Origin of the sequence: Macrococcus brunensis (genome assembly GCF_004359615.1) — a bacterium.
Lineage (GTDB): Bacteria > Bacillota > Bacilli > Staphylococcales > Staphylococcaceae > Macrococcus > Macrococcus brunensis.
The window spans coordinates 1-14,464 of the sequence record NZ_SCWA01000029.1 but is presented as its reverse complement, the minus strand read 5'-3'; the positions used below and the strand labels follow the sequence as shown (position 1 = coordinate 14,464).

14 protein-coding genes are annotated in these 14,464 nt (G+C 31.2%); 9 read left to right on the top strand and 5 right to left on the bottom strand.

Annotation, left to right across the window (positions count from 1 at the left end; translation table 11 throughout):
* On the top strand, positions 1-805 hold an 805-nt coding region (locus ERX27_RS11445; protein ID WP_165983158.1), incomplete at its 5' end, for a hypothetical protein.
* Between the two features lie 59 nt (positions 806-864).
* Here ERX27_RS11445 and ERX27_RS10820 read toward each other — a convergent pair.
* Positions 865-1,161, bottom strand: coding sequence for a helix-turn-helix domain-containing protein (locus ERX27_RS10820; RefSeq protein WP_133432823.1), 297 nt, complete (start codon positions 1,159-1,161; stop codon positions 865-867).
* Between the two features lie 80 nt (positions 1,162-1,241).
* Between ERX27_RS10820 and ERX27_RS10815 the strand changes: the two genes are divergently transcribed.
* On the top strand, positions 1,242-1,469 hold the full coding sequence (locus tag ERX27_RS10815; protein WP_133432822.1) for a helix-turn-helix domain-containing protein: 228 nt from the start codon (positions 1,242-1,244) through the stop codon (positions 1,467-1,469).
* A 9-nt stretch (positions 1,470-1,478) separates the two neighbouring features.
* Here ERX27_RS10815 and ERX27_RS10810 read toward each other — a convergent pair whose 3' ends face one another.
* A complete protein-coding gene (locus ERX27_RS10810; protein ID WP_133432821.1) occupies positions 1,479-3,764 on the bottom strand; it encodes a hypothetical protein in 2,286 nt (761 codons plus the stop codon).
* Between the two features lie 263 nt (positions 3,765-4,027).
* On the opposite strand from ERX27_RS10810, the gene ERX27_RS10805 reads away from it, so the two are divergent.
* Together ERX27_RS10805 and ERX27_RS10800 are read left to right on the top strand one after the other, a co-directional pair.
* Positions 4,028-5,968, top strand: coding sequence for a MobA/MobL family protein (locus tag ERX27_RS10805; protein ID WP_133432820.1), 1,941 nt, complete (start codon positions 4,028-4,030; stop codon positions 5,966-5,968).
* Positions 5,969-6,379: 411 nt separating this feature from the next.
* On the top strand, positions 6,380-7,141 hold the full coding sequence (locus tag ERX27_RS10800) for a replication initiation protein (RefSeq protein WP_133432819.1): 762 nt from the start codon (positions 6,380-6,382) through the stop codon (positions 7,139-7,141).
* Positions 7,142-7,191: 50 nt separating this feature from the next.
* Here the strand turns inward: ERX27_RS10800 and ERX27_RS10795 are convergent, their stop codons facing one another.
* The 3 genes from ERX27_RS10795 to ERX27_RS10785 form a co-directional block, all read right to left on the bottom strand.
* A complete protein-coding gene (locus ERX27_RS10795; protein WP_133432818.1) occupies positions 7,192-7,458 on the bottom strand; it encodes a CopG family transcriptional regulator in 267 nt (88 codons plus the stop codon).
* Positions 7,459-7,473: 15 nt separating this feature from the next.
* A complete protein-coding gene (locus ERX27_RS10790; RefSeq protein ID WP_133432817.1) occupies positions 7,474-8,268 on the bottom strand; it encodes a ParA family protein in 795 nt (264 codons plus the stop codon).
* A 314-nt stretch (positions 8,269-8,582) separates the two neighbouring features.
* Positions 8,583-9,938 (bottom strand): TRM11 family methyltransferase, encoded by a 1,356-nt coding sequence (locus ERX27_RS10785; RefSeq protein ID WP_133432816.1) that lies wholly within the window; start codon positions 9,936-9,938, stop codon positions 8,583-8,585.
* A 108-nt stretch (positions 9,939-10,046) separates the two neighbouring features.
* Here ERX27_RS10785 and ERX27_RS10780 point away from each other — a divergent pair, with 108 nt between their 5' ends.
* The 5 genes from ERX27_RS10780 (at position 10,047) to ERX27_RS10760 (ending at position 14,299) form a co-directional block, all read left to right on the top strand.
* Entirely contained in the window at positions 10,047-10,379 is a 333-nt protein-coding gene (locus ERX27_RS10780) for a hypothetical protein (RefSeq protein ID WP_133432815.1), read from the top strand.
* A complete protein-coding gene (locus ERX27_RS10775) occupies positions 10,372-11,112 on the top strand; it encodes an MvaI/BcnI family restriction endonuclease (RefSeq protein WP_133432814.1) in 741 nt (246 codons plus the stop codon). The genes ERX27_RS10780 and ERX27_RS10775 overlap by 8 nt, the downstream gene beginning before the upstream one ends.
* An 868-nt stretch (positions 11,113-11,980) precedes the next feature.
* Positions 11,981-12,700, top strand: coding sequence for a hypothetical protein (locus ERX27_RS10770; RefSeq protein WP_133432813.1), 720 nt, complete (start codon positions 11,981-11,983; stop codon positions 12,698-12,700).
* 27 nt (positions 12,701-12,727) lie between these two features.
* Entirely contained in the window at positions 12,728-13,441 is a 714-nt protein-coding gene (locus tag ERX27_RS10765; RefSeq protein WP_133432812.1) for a hypothetical protein, read from the top strand.
* Positions 13,442-13,741: 300 nt separating this feature from the next.
* Positions 13,742-14,299 (top strand): recombinase family protein, encoded by a 558-nt coding sequence (locus ERX27_RS10760; RefSeq protein ID WP_133432811.1) that lies wholly within the window; start codon positions 13,742-13,744, stop codon positions 14,297-14,299.
* Positions 14,300-14,464: the final 165 nt, after the last annotated feature.

The window sequence follows — 14,464 nt, the reverse complement described above, 5'->3', positions numbered from 1 at the left end:
ATCTTACTTAAATGAGGGTGGATATGTTTTAAATTTTACAAACGATAGTTTTAGAAGATTTATCGTTGAATCTATAGATATTGACCCTTATATCGAATATGGAAATATGTCAAAAGGAAAATTACTTACAGCTGTATATGAAAATATCGAAAATCATAAATTAATTACTTTGACTCAGAATTTTGTAGAAGAAATACAGCTACTAAAAGCATCAACAGAAGATAAGTTAGAAGATGTGTTTTTTGAATACGAAGAAATAGATTTAAATAGAAAAATTAAAGAATATGAAAGAAAATTAAAAGTTCTTAATGACATATTAAATAAATATTCTAATACTATATCATTAAATTTAAATATTGAAGTTATGACATACACTAATATTTATGATTTAAAGAGAACAGTTGAAGATTGCTTCAAGGATGAACAGTATTTAAATGGTTTAGATAGACTTCATACTTTATTTCATTCTTACTTAATTGAAGTCTGTAAGAAAAATCATATAGACTACCATAAAGCAGGCAATGAAAAAGAACGGTATTCAATGGATAGTTTATATAATAAGGTCATAAATAACTTTATATCTAATAAACTGATTGTATCAGAAGTAACTGGAATTATATTACAATCTAACAAACAAGTTATGAGAGTTTTTAATGAGGCTAGAAATAATCATAGTCGGTCACATCCAACAGAACAATGGATTGTTGAAAATGAAGCTCGCTATATTAATAGTGTCGTTATAGCTACTATTCATTTGTTAGATTATCTTATCGAAAATACAGAAACAAAGAATAGTAGTATATAAAGGATAAAAAGAGAACAAAATTTTATCATTTTTGCTCTCTTGGTCAATGATACTGTTAGCTACCGTGTTCTGTCTATTTCGTTATGTTTTTTTACTTCTTTATTCAAAATCTGCATTGGTGTGCTTAATACTTCAGCTCTATTGAGAATATCAGCAAATCTCACATTATAGTATTCAGCTAATTTTAAGAAAATCAGTAAGGAGGTATTCGGCCTTTTCCCGTTTTCTACATCTGACAAGTATGGGGCAGACATTTTTAGATCATCTGCTACTTCTTTCTGTGTTTGACTACGTTCATTACGAATATTTCTGAATTGCTGGCAAACTTGGTAATAATGTCGTTCACTGTTGTACATTATCTCTCTCCCATTCTCTTACAACTAATTGATACTTATAGTCTGTCGACTTATAGTATTCATATTAGCAAGATTAGTCTATGAATACTAATAAAAATTTTATTTTAGTAAAAATTGGCTCTAATATTGCTCAGTCAAGGAGAAGTAGAGGATGGTCCCAGGAGGATTTAGCTTTTGAATGTGGACTTCATCGAACATATATTGGTGGCATAGAACGAGGAGAAAGAAATATTACAATCCTTAATCTTTTCAAAATTGCTAGTGCCTTAGAAGTCGATATGAGTGAAATTTTAAGGCAGGAGGATTAACCACCTGCCTCAAAATTTCACTTTTTTATTGAGGAATCCCTTCAGTCCTTTACTATATGGATTCGGTATCTCAAGCCATCTGAAGAACTCCTTCCCATATATCGTGATCAGATAGCTCTGCTCACCCTGACTTTGCTTATAAACATAGCTTGGCAACATCTCAAGATAATAGACTGAAATGCCCTGTTGATTATACATATTCCCACTGTACAATGCATTCTTTAGAAAGGTCAGTTCATCGCGGGAAGCATCATAAATGAAATAATCTGTATTTCTGTAATAGTTCCTGAATAAATCTCGCCAATGCTCCCGACTCGTCATTGAATAATCATTGGCTATACTCTGAGGAAAATAGATCGGGAGAGACAAACCTGCTATCCTGTAGTATTCCTTGAATATCTCACGAGCAGCATACAGAAAATCCGTTCCTTTATTATCAGTGCTTTCGATGATTCTATAGGGTGTCTCCTTGAGCATTTTAAGATATCTGCTTAAAAAATCTCGAAACAACTGATTGTCAGTCTGTCTGAAGATATCCTTATAGGTTTTTGAGCTTGCTACTCTTTTTTTTTCATCAAAAGGGATATCCACCTTCAGATAATAGAATCTGCTTGTTGCGCGCTGATCCATCTTATAAGTAGAACTGTTTGTCGTACCTATTAAGACCGGAAATGGTTTTCCCTCCAGTTCAAGATGCAGTTCATTTGATAAATGAACCAGTAAGTTTTCAATACTTTTTTCTGTAAAAAACTTCTCTTCGATTTCATCAACCAACAGTGGATATGCATTTTTCTGTCGCATTTCAACATTGAGATACTTTTTAATAGCTGCAATAGTACCTTCTTTACCCTCTGAATTTATGCCTTTCATCGCACCATATGAGACATATGGTGGAGTCTTATCAGCACTTGTCAGCTTATTAATCCATTTCAAAAGGTAGGTCTTGCCTGATCCAGGTGCGCCTCCTATGATACAGAAAATCGGTATCTCACGGTTATTTAGCCCTGGTTGGATTTCTTCAATATTAGCGTGAAGGTAAGATAGGAATGGTGAGGTAAAAGCGTAAAGAAGTATCTCATAAATCCTAGAGACTGCTGTCAGATTCCTGACACGTAGATGATCAAGATAACTGTTCATCATCTGATCAATCAGCCTGATACTTTTAATGATTTCTTCATCACTGATAAAGAAATTAAATGGTACTTCCATCTGAACATTGTCCTTATCTCCGATACCGGTGAAGACACCGTTATAATGATTTATCTCAAGGCGATTATCCCATCTGTTCAGAAAAGGGCGGTGATGCTTCAGTTCCTTGTCATCATCCTGCTTATCAGTATTCGTATAAAAAATTTTAGTCAGCTTATTCTCGACTGTACGTTCAGTGTTGTTTTTGAATCTCAGTTTTTTATTTTCCATCCCTGTCATTAAGCTCATCATTTCTGTCACATTTTTTCTAATATTGAGAGCTTCATGTTCTTCTTTATCGCTGTAGTTCAACTTATCTTGAATCATTTCAGGGACACCGATAATCTCCTTCATCTGTGTCTGTAGTGTCTGAATATCACTTACATCCTTCTTAACTTCCTCCTTCATCACTTTCAAGATATCAATGCTTTTTCCACTAAAAGGCTGTGATTCTTCCTGCTCTTGATACTGTCTGATAACTGAAGGAGGTATCAAATCTGTCGTGAAATTATCCTTGATATATTCATATCTTTTTAGATAGTGTTCATAATATTCATGATCATCCAGTATAATGATATCCTCAAACTGACTTATATTATTTGAGAAAGCCTGCACGCTTAAATTAGCAGAACCGAAGATGACTCGATTAGAACCATTGACGGAATTTCTCAGTAGATAGAACTTACAATGGATCGGTACACCCGGCTTTGGATATTTCAAATTCGCACGTCCCTCTAAAACTTTTTTCTTCTGTTTATGATTCATTTCCGTAAAAACTGTGACTCCTGATTGCTGAATATATTTTTCTTTTGTCTGATGTCTCAGGACTTCATAATGGATATTATCATGTAATTTCTGATGATAACTCTGATCTGAAATGCCCACAATAAAATCCACATAACTGAAATGACTGATGATTTTGTTAATCATTTTATAGCCGACGCTATAACTTGTCCCGATGATTTCATCGTACTTTTCTGAATCAAATATCTCCTCATAGTTGTCATACCGTCTTACTTTTCCGTTATGAATCACATGCAGAAAATCAGGTAACTGCTGAACATCGTCCTCAAAAAGACCAAATGTTTCCTGTACCTCTGTCGTCATAAAAACCTCTCCTTCTTCATCATAGTAAAGCTCAAACCAGTTCACTCAAATGTAAAAAGGCAACAGTAATAAATCAAAATTAACAATTCAATTATCCGATGACTGGTGAAAGTTATCAATTTTAAAGTGAAGCAAAAATATGATATAATATTACCAGTAACTATTTACTGCCCATTTACATGCAAACTTAAAAGTTGGCATCAATGGGCAAGTCCGAAAATCGTCTAGTTCCCGTAGGGGCTTGATAAAAAGGAGGTGTTAACATGGAAAACGGTTATTATATGCTGCGTGTCAGTCATATCAATAGATCATCAAGAAACATCATTGCGTGTGCTTCTTATCGTTCAGATGAGAAACTTTTCAGTGAAAGAACACAGGAAAATATTCAGTTCAGAAAGCATAGTGTAAAACCGGAATCTATGATATTAACACCTGCTCATGCGCCTGAGTGGACAAAGGACAGAGCGTCCTTATGGAACGCAGTTGATAAAATTGAAAGTCAAAATGCGAAAACAAAAGCACCCCGTCTTGCGACAGAAGTTCTTATCAGTTTGCCCAATGATATCGACAGAGATGTTCAGACTGAACTCGCAAAAGATTTCGTTGAAGAAGAATTTGTCAGCAAAGGAATGATCGCAGATGTCTGCATTCATCGTGATGATCTTAACAATCCTCACGCACACATTCTGCTGACGATTCGTCCTATCAATGAAGATGGAACATGGGGAAATAAAACAAAAACAAGAACAAGATATGATGAAAACGGTGTGGCCGTTCTAAATGAAAACGGCAATAAGGTCCGTGAACAGATCCGTTTTGCTGAAATGGACTTAAATGTTCTGAGGAAAAAATGGGAAGAGAAACTGAATGAATATGCGGTAAGAGAACAGAGTAATCGTGTCTATGATGCCAGAAGTTTTAAGGACCAGGGAAGAAAAGAAATGGCACAGATTCATCTGACAAGAGAAGAATATCGACTCGAAAAAAGAGAGCAAAAACGCTGTGAGAAAGCGGGCATTGAATATAAACCCATCACTTTTTATGGTCAGTTAAATCAAGACATCATTGACTATAATGAGGGACTTATTAATGATGTCATCATCGATGAAAAGCAAATTAAACGACAAAATGCGTTTAATAAAGCCGTTGAATATGCGAACAGTGTCGTTCAGATCAATCAAAAAGCACAGACCGTATTAGACAACAGATACAAACATTCTACGGGCTATATCGAAGCAAAAGAAACAATAAATAATACACATGATAAAGCCTCTACCTATGGAAGAAAAATCAATAACAATATTCTAAAAGCAGAGTTAAAAACTAAATATTATGAAGAACTAATCGACAAATATAAAGCTGATAAACACTCTGTAAAAGAGTATGGATTTAATCCAGATACGTTTGTTGAAACAATTAATGAGAAAATTACTAAACTTAATAACGAAAAATCTAATTTCTTTAAACAGAAAGAAGTACAGCAAACAATTTATCAATCTGCTAAGTCTATATATCTTGATAACATCAGTATCAATAATGAAATTGTTGAGATTATGTATCCTAGAAACTTTGAGAAATTCAACAATGATGAAAAAGCATTTATAGTAAATGAAGCCCTTAAAGGTAACTTTATCGAAACAGCATATGTAGAAAAAGCATTTAGAGATTCTGCCGATATTCCTGATAATCTTAAAAAACGTGACCAGTATCTTAAAGCAAGTAAAGATATATTCTTTGCTGATCGTGTGATAAAAAATAATCAAAATGAAATCTCTGATAATGCTATTGAGAATGTACTGATTAATAAAATATTTATTGATAGTAAGATAGAAGAACTGAAAGAACTCGAAGTATTTATAAATGATGAACTTGCACGTACTTTACCACTTCATCATGCTAAGTTAATTGATGATTTAGATGTTTATTCTAAGTCACAGTTACTTACAAAAATAGATAGTATCGAAAATAAAGATGATATAAAATCAGTTGATACTGTCGTAAGAAATCATATAAGCGATCATAGTAATGTTTATCACAGTAAATCTTATCAGGAGCATTACGGAACTGCCAACTCACATAAAGGAATAGTTAATAATCTTCTTAATAGCTTAACTATGTATGCTAATAATGAATACATAGAGAGTAACAGCAATAATAAGAAGAAGAAAAAGAAAAAATGGAATGAACGGTCTTATAATAGATAATGTTATAAATATTTTTAAATAAGGGGACATTTTGCGAGTTCCGTTTTGACTTTATTAAATTCAACTCTTATAAGGAGACATTTTGCGAGTTAATTAAGTAATGATCTTACCTTATATAATCTTTTAATATCTTTTAAATACTTTTTAAATACTTTTAAACCCTTTTAGAAGCTCTACACTCTTAGAGAGACAAGGGATTCAAGCTGCATAAGGAGACATTTTGCGAGTACGAGGAGACATTTTGCGAGTTTCAAGGAGACATTTTGCGAGTACGAGGAGACATTTTGCGAGTTTCAAGGAGACATTTTGCGAGTTTCAAGGAGACATTTTGCGAGTTTCAAGGAGACATATTTATATTTGAGTCTCCCTATTATATTTTGTATAATAAAAATATAATAGGAGGTTGAAAATATGAGTGAGATTGAATATACCAGAATAACTAAGTACCAAAATGAAATGAATCTAGTTCCTTTAAGAAACTTTACTAGTGTTGAAATTGATTTGTTTTTTGCAATATGTACGAAGCTGAAAGACCAAGGAACAGATAAAGTACGTTATTCTTTTAATGATTTGAAATCACTTAGCAATTATCATCCGAATAATACTCAAGAACGCTTTATTAGTGATTTAGAGCATGTCTATGACAAGATGCAGGGATTAACCTATACAGAGAGAACAGAGCATAAAATAAAGAAATTTATATTGTTCACTTATTATGAGATTGATAAGAAGGAAAAATATATTGAGATAGCCCTGAATCCTGAATTAGAACATATTTTAAACAACTTAACTGGCAATTTCACAAGATTTGAACTGAAAGAATTGACAGGCATTAAATCTAGCTATTCAAAACATATGTTCAGGTTGTTGAAACAATATAGAACCACAGGATATTTTAAAATTGAAATTAGTGATTTCAGAGATCGATTAGACATTCCGGATTCCTACAGGATGACTGATATAACCAAACGAGTGTTAAATACGATTGAAAGGGATTTACAGAATATATTTAAAGGATTGAACATTGAAAAGATAAAAAAAGGTAAACAAATAAAGTTTTTAGAATTTCGTTTTCAAAAAGAAGAGCCAAATGCAGAAAAAAAGAGAGAGCTTATTTTCAATGAGGAGCTTAGAATACAAAGTGAGAAGTACATGAGGGCGTTATTTAAATAAAATTAAAATGCGTATGAAGATGTGTATACACATCTTCATACGCATTTTAATTATAAGCTTTTAATTAACTCATTTAAAAAAGCAGAGGTAGACTTAAAGTTCTTATCTTTCGCAATCTTATCAGCTTTTTGTTTAACGCTGGGATCCAGCATAATATTGTATCTTTGTTTGATTTCATGAGGTGGTTGTACTTCGATTGTTTTAATTTCAATATTAGGTGAGCTATGAGTTTCCTTTTTATTGGATTCATCAGAACTATTGCTTTTTAGAGCTTTTTTTATTTTGTTAGATTTTTCGCTATTATATTCGAAAGCCATATTATTACTCCTTTTTTATTTTATGTATTCAAGTAATTTTAAATTTGTCTCATGGTATTCATCAAAAAAAGCTTTATGCTTAGTATAAAAAGATTTTTCTAACGACATGTCAGTGATAGATTGTTTTTCAAGTGTTGTATTATTAAATAACTCTTTATTAGGAATGATAGCTATCACATCATCAATTTTCGAAAGGATTTTCATAAATTCTCTTGAGGACTTTGTATTATGCTTTACCATATTGGCAATAAAGTAAAGGTTGGCAGTGATATAACTTTCTCTTGTCTTAAAATCAACCATTTCATTTTTAAATTCATTAAATCTTTCTATCAGAATATCTCTTGAAGAAAATCCATGTTCACTTGGTGTAATAGGACTAAAAACAGTATGACTGATTGCGATAGCATTTTTAGTGATAGTTGAAAAATCTGGGTGTGTATCAATTATAATAAAATCAAATTGATTTAGATTTAATTCTTCAAAGTGATCTTCTAGCCACATATAAAAAAGCATATCTTTATTACTTTGAGTTGAAATATTCTTTTCTATTTCATCTAACCGCATATATCCAGGAATAATTGAGAGAGAATTATCTATACTTATGACCTGTACTTCATTTTTAGGTATAAAAATGTCTGCAACTGTCCCCCTATTTTCAAAAATATCAAACGTCTGAGTTAGATTGCACTGATGATCTAAATCAACGTAAAGAACTTTTTTATCTTGATGTTTGAGCCATTGACCAAAGTTATATGCTAAAGTTGTTTTACCGACTCCACCTTTAATAGCAGAAAACGTAATGATTTTCATTGCAAACCTCCGATTCACAAATACTTATACTACTAATTATAACATTATTAACAGTATAAGTATACATATACACACCTCTATGTGTATGCATGGGTTGTTAGATGGAATTTTCATTACAATAACAAAAATTTATGACTAGAAATATACTGTTAATTCAGTAGAAAAGTGTTTTGGAAAAGCAAGGAGTCATTTTAAGATAGGAAAAAAAGACTATCTAAAGAAATAAAGATGAAATATTAGAAATTCTATCAACCAATGCTTAAGAAGTTATCAATATCCATATAAAAAGGCTGATTCTTTTAGAATCAGCCTTTTTAATAATCTTTCTTTAACATTAATATAATTTCTGAAGTCATTGTAACAGAGTGATTGCCTATTTTGTTAGTAGGAGAATTTTTTGAAGGCATACGTTTGTTAGGAATTTTTCTATAGAAGCTATATAGATGGTGAACATTATACTTTCTAAATAACTCAGAAATTATTATATCAGTTGGTATACTGATCATTTTAACAGTCCTATTAGCTACTACCCAAAACTGATAAGATTCAGGTTTCATTACTCTTGTAGTTTCTTTAATTGATTTGTCTAAATCAATATAAAATTGAAGTACTTCTAAGGCTCTCTTTTCATCTTTATGTTTTATAAGATTGAACACTGTATTTAATGTCGGAGAGTCTAAATGGTCTAGCACATCGTTAACTATTATTTTTCTATCTGTTCTTCCTCCAAGCATCACATTGTCCAATTGATTTATTTTAGTATCATCATCTATCTTAAGATCCAGCCATTGAGCCGATAATCTTGAAAACTGTCCATAAGCTACAGTTGTTTTACTATCGCCATATGGAGGTGAAGTGACTACAATATCAAACATTTCATTCTTAAATTCATCAGGAAGTTTTATATTACTTTGCTTATTTATCACTGTTTTAGGCGAGTAATTTCCTACCTCTTCAAGTTGTTTATAAAAATCCATATTACCTATTTCATTTCTGTATACCCTTTTTAAAAATTCATCATTAACATTGGGACTCCAATTTTCTAATTTCTCTGGGGCCATTCTATAAAGTTTAAATTCATTATTACGAGTATTTGATACGTGTCTCACTGTCTCACTAAATGATGCCATAAAAAATGTTTTTAAATCATCATCCATAAAATCATTTATACAATTTTTTATTAATTGCAGACTTATTATAACCTCTTTTTTAAACCAAAAATCTATTTTATCGAAGTCAGGAAGATTACTTATTTTGTAATTCCCTTCATGGTGCAAGATTGTCATTTCTCTTATAGAATACTCAAGATCTGAAATAGCTCTAGATAACTTTGAAGGTTCTATAGGAGTGGTTTTAGCTTTGCTCATCATTTGCGATAAAGGATTAATATCTGTGCCATATACTTCTAAGTCATGTACAAGTCCTTCTACTAATGAGGTACCAGATCCCATAAATGGATCATACAATTTTTTTATTTCTGGTTTTACTTCTTTTACTAATTCAATAAATTCTTTGGCCAGTTGAGGAATCATCATAGCTGGATAAATATGGTAACCGTGAGTTAGATATTTCGTATTTGAATTTAAGAAATCTAGATAATCTTTCTCTCGATTGATTTTATTGGATAATTTTTCAATTAATATCTTATCGGTTTTTGTCAAATTGCTCATAATTTACTCCTTTTTGGTTTTTGTGTACTTTAGGTGCACAAAAACCAAATTAAAATCTACTATTCTTAGTATATGCCTTATCTATTAATAAAACAAGGAGGATTTTGAATGAGTAGAAGTATTGAGTTTGACAAAATCACTGCTGAATTAGTTGATATTCAACTAAGAGATAAAGGATTAAAACTTTCTGATATCTCAATGATATTAGGCATTAGAGAAGATCATGTACGAAAAATTAATTCAGCAAGTAGTGATAAAAGATATACCTTAGAACATCTATATCTTTTATCTAAAAAATGGAATACACCATTGGAGTCCTTTTTGCCATCAGATCAAAACTTATCAAAAATTAATCGATATTCAAAAATAGACGACGAACAAAAGAAAATCATTCTAGATAAAATAGAAAGTCAATTAAGAGGGGATTACAAACATGAGTGAATATTTAGATATGTTAAAAGAAGCTGTTCAAAAAATAATCGATGATGGCTGGCATGAAACAAAGAGAACAGGCAATACAGGAATAGGAAAAACATTTGAAGATTTACTTGAAAAAGAAGAGGACAATTTAGACGCACCTGATTTTCATGATATCGAAATTAAAACACATGAAACTGCTGCAAAATCTCTTTTAACCTTATTTACTAAAAGTCCGACAAATCCTCGAGGGGCTAATACTATACTTCGAAATAAATATGGCAAAAAAGATGAATATGGGAATAATATCTTACATCAAACTGTATCTGGTAATAGATTAACAAAATCCAATTCATACTTATATGATTTTAAAGTTGAAGTGGATTGGGAAAATGAAGTAGTAAGATTAGAAGTTTATGATAAGAGTGAAAATATGATTGATAATTCTGTCTATTGGTCATTTGAAAGTCTTCAGAAACAATTAGATAGAAAATTAAAATATATAGCTATCATTTCAGCTGAATCAAAAATTGAAAATAATACAAAGTACTATAAATACAATAGTGCCGATTTATTAACTGGACTGTCTGTTGAATCACTATGTGAAGGTATAGAAAATGGTGATATAAAAATTGATATCAGAATTGGTGCTTATCATTCAGGGAAAAAAATAGGGAAAACTCATGATCACGGAACTGGTTTCAGAATAAATATGGAAAAATTGTTAGAATATGGCGAAGTGAAAGTAATACTCTAGCATTTGAAAAGAAGTTCAAAATCAAAGTATCAATTTAACTAAATATACTTATTCATATAAGGAGGTGAATTATCTTGAAAAAAGGTAAAATTAAGAAAAATAATAAAAAAACAAGCCGTCTGGTCAACGGCTTGAAAACTGAAACTGTTATTTTTTTTACCGAAAGGTTCTCCGTTGGTCTGAGGAACTTTTCGAACAGCTTCAATAATTGAATATGTTTTAATAATACTAAAAAATCTCTGATAAATCACTTCTATTCAGAGATTTTTTTATCTATAATATCGGTCTTTCAAAACGTTGTTAAGCAATTGGCTGAGGGAACAGCAATTATATTCATAATATCCCTCTCTACTTTCTTAGAAGCACCTTGCCGAAGCACTGACCATATCGCCACCTACAGCACTAGGGACAGCGAGAACAGCAAGTTCATCTAATCCACGATCGATAGCACTACCAACAAGTGTTATAGTACTAGCAATTTCTGTTAAAAATGCAAATGACGTAGATACTTTTAATTACATTTAATTCATTTTATCTATTCCTTTATATTTTAGTTACAAGGAAATCACAGTAAAAATATATAACTAAATGTATATTTTTAGAAAATTTAAGGTTAAGAGTTATTGTATATGATTTAAATGTGTACAATTATCCGCTAAAGAGTGAAGAAAAGTTCAAGAAAATTAATCGTAATCTTCAGTCATTCATTAATAGTTATTTAAATATTGATGATAGTTCAGATTGAGTATGTTGCAGTCTAGCAGAAGAGCGATTAACATACCGGAAAAATGAAGAGACATCGCTGAGTTGTAAAGTATGACTTAGATTAGTATAAAATAGTTTTAGAATAAAAATCAGGGGTGGTATTTTGAGTTCAACGACAAAGAATGAGATAGACCGAAAATTTAAAGGGAAGATTTTTAAGAATGAGAACATTAAAGATTTAATTACTTTTTTTCGTAAAACTTATGAGGAGTCTGATGATCCTGATATGAATATGATATTAAGCATTAAATATAAAGATGGTTTGTCTGTCAGTGGGATTGATGATGAAATCTTAAAAGATACTGAAATGATTGAGTCCCTTTCTTTTTGGTTACGTGATTATAGAGAAAGTAAAAAAATAAGTGTAATTATTTTTGAAGATGGAGGGCATTATTCTGTTGCAGGAAGTGATGAGAACTGGGTACGAGCTAAAATTAATGTTTTAGATGAATATTTTAGTAAACTTCTGAATCAGAATAAATTTTTATCAAATTCTTGGTTCCAGTTCTCGATTAATTTTATTTTCACTCTAATCTTATCGCTGAGTATCTATCGTTTTATTCATAGGAATCTGTTAAGCGAAGAACTGCAAAATGATGATTTATTTGGACTTGTATTAAACCTTCTTTTCACTTTTTTAAGTTATGTATTTCTTTTTTTACTGACTAAGAGCCTTTATAATCTTTATCCGACTATTGAATTTGATACTGTTAGAGATTATTTGAATAAAAGTAAGAAGAGAAAGTCTTATATAGTGAAAACTTTAGGATTTTTAATTACAGTTATTTTAATTCCTATTTTTTTGGATTTAATTATTAAATAATTTTTAGTTAAGCAAAGGAGATATATATTGAATTCTATTTCAACGGGAATTTATAAACAGATAAAAAATGATATGCCTGAAATTGAAAAGTGTATTAATACTAACAATACTTCTAGGGAATATTGGGAAGACTTAAGAGTTAAGTATGGAGTTTTCTTTATTCCCGATATAGATTTTCATGTCCCAAGAGTTCGAGAGGGAGGAACTTATAGACCCTGGGACAAGGTTCCGAATTATACTTCCGAACTTAGGAAGTTAAGGACATATCTACTTGCTACTTTGATTAAGAATGAGTATAAAACTGATTTTGAGTTGTCTAATGATTTTGTAAAAAACGAGGCTAAGGAATTATTAAAAAAGAAGCTTGTCACAGAGCAAGATGTGACAACTAGTGAATTAATAATTTTATCTAAAATCTATATTGACTCTGACAACTCTGACCATAAACAGTTTGCATTAGAAAAAATATGGGATGTATTTGAAAGATTGAAAACTATTTATGGAGAAGGTAACAAAAAGAAAAATATCGAAGATTTAATCAAAAAAATTAGTCATAGTACTGAAAGAAATAAATTGTTATTTGATAATGAATTTAAAGAATTGACTAAGATTGGCAATGAATATCAGATAAGACATTTTGAAAAAGATAAAGAGCCTATACCTTCTGATGACTTTAGGGAATATTTATTTTTTAGGGTTTTAAGTTTGATTAGTTATTCAATTATCGAGAGTGAAAAATAAATATTTTAGCTAAAAAAGAGAGTACTTTTTAAAAGTGCTTTCTTTTATCTGTACATTTATAAAATTGATTGATCAGCTGAGAATATAAGTAAAATAAACGTTCGTTATCTTTACTAATTAATTCATCTTTTTCTCTAACAACTAAATGCCTTTAATCAAAGGCTTTTTATTGTATCTTTAAAGTTAATAAATACGTAAACTATTCAAAGTAATTAAATATTGAATTTATATGAGTTATTTAACTCGGAGATTGCCTGTAAGAGCGCTCGAGAGATAAAAAGTAAGGGAGTTGTAGGGAAGATGGCTAAGATTGGCTATGCGAGAGTGTCAACGAAAGAGCAGAATCTCGATTTTCAGTTAGATCTGCTCAAAGAACGAGGGTGCGAAAAAATCTTCTCGGAGAAAGTCAGTGGCAGGAAGATTAAAAGAACTGAACTCGATAACTGCATGGACTATTTAAGAGAGGGCGACACACTCGTTATCTATAAGCTGGATAGACTGGGGCGAACAACGAAACAGCTGATCGAGTTATCTCAATGGCTAGATGATAACCATATCAGCTTAGAAATCATCGATATGAATATCAATACAAAAGACGCACTCGGTAAAATGTTCTTCACGATGATGAGTGCGTTCGCAGAACTTGAAGCTAACCTATTAAGTGAACGTACGAGAAAGGGTTTAGAGGCTGCAAGAGCGAGAGGAAGAAAGGGGGGCAGAAAGCCAATCAGTGATGAAAAGAAAGCCTATATCAAGTCATTATATGATAGTAAGGACTATACGCTGGCACAGATTGAGCAGAAAGCAGGGGTCAGTAAACCGACTATCTATAAAGTGATTAAAGAAATGAAGAAATGAGGAATAATTTTGACAGAAAAAGAAAAGAGACAAATAATATCTTACTTAAATGAGGGTGGATATGTTTTAAATTTTACAAACGATAGTTTTAGAAGATTTATCGTTGAATCTATAGATATTGACCCTTATATCGAATATGGAAATATGTCAAAAGGAAAATTACTT

What these genes read in the sequence shown, in the direction of transcription:
- ERX27_RS10820 (WP_133432823.1), bottom strand. Translation starts at nt 1,161, where the DNA reads ATGTACAACAGTGAACGACATTATTACCAAGTTTGCCAGCAATTCAGA.
- ERX27_RS10815 (WP_133432822.1), top strand. Translation starts at nt 1,242, where the DNA reads ATGAATACTAATAAAAATTTTATTTTAGTAAAAATTGGCTCTAATATT.
- ERX27_RS10810 (WP_133432821.1), bottom strand. Translation starts at nt 3,764, where the DNA reads ATGACGACAGAGGTACAGGAAACATTTGGTCTTTTTGAGGACGATGTT.
- ERX27_RS10805 (WP_133432820.1), top strand. Translation starts at nt 4,028, where the DNA reads ATGGAAAACGGTTATTATATGCTGCGTGTCAGTCATATCAATAGATCA.
- ERX27_RS10800 (WP_133432819.1), top strand. Translation starts at nt 6,380, where the DNA reads ATGAGTGAGATTGAATATACCAGAATAACTAAGTACCAAAATGAAATG.
- ERX27_RS10795 (WP_133432818.1), bottom strand. Translation starts at nt 7,458, where the DNA reads ATGGCTTTCGAATATAATAGCGAAAAATCTAACAAAATAAAAAAAGCT.
- ERX27_RS10790 (WP_133432817.1), bottom strand. Translation starts at nt 8,268, where the DNA reads ATGAAAATCATTACGTTTTCTGCTATTAAAGGTGGAGTCGGTAAAACA.
- ERX27_RS10785 (WP_133432816.1), bottom strand. Translation starts at nt 9,938, where the DNA reads ATGAGCAATTTGACAAAAACCGATAAGATATTAATTGAAAAATTATCC.
- ERX27_RS10780 (WP_133432815.1), top strand. Translation starts at nt 10,047, where the DNA reads ATGAGTAGAAGTATTGAGTTTGACAAAATCACTGCTGAATTAGTTGAT.
- ERX27_RS10775 (WP_133432814.1), top strand. Translation starts at nt 10,372, where the DNA reads ATGAGTGAATATTTAGATATGTTAAAAGAAGCTGTTCAAAAAATAATC.
- ERX27_RS10760 (WP_133432811.1), top strand. Translation starts at nt 13,742, where the DNA reads ATGGCTAAGATTGGCTATGCGAGAGTGTCAACGAAAGAGCAGAATCTC.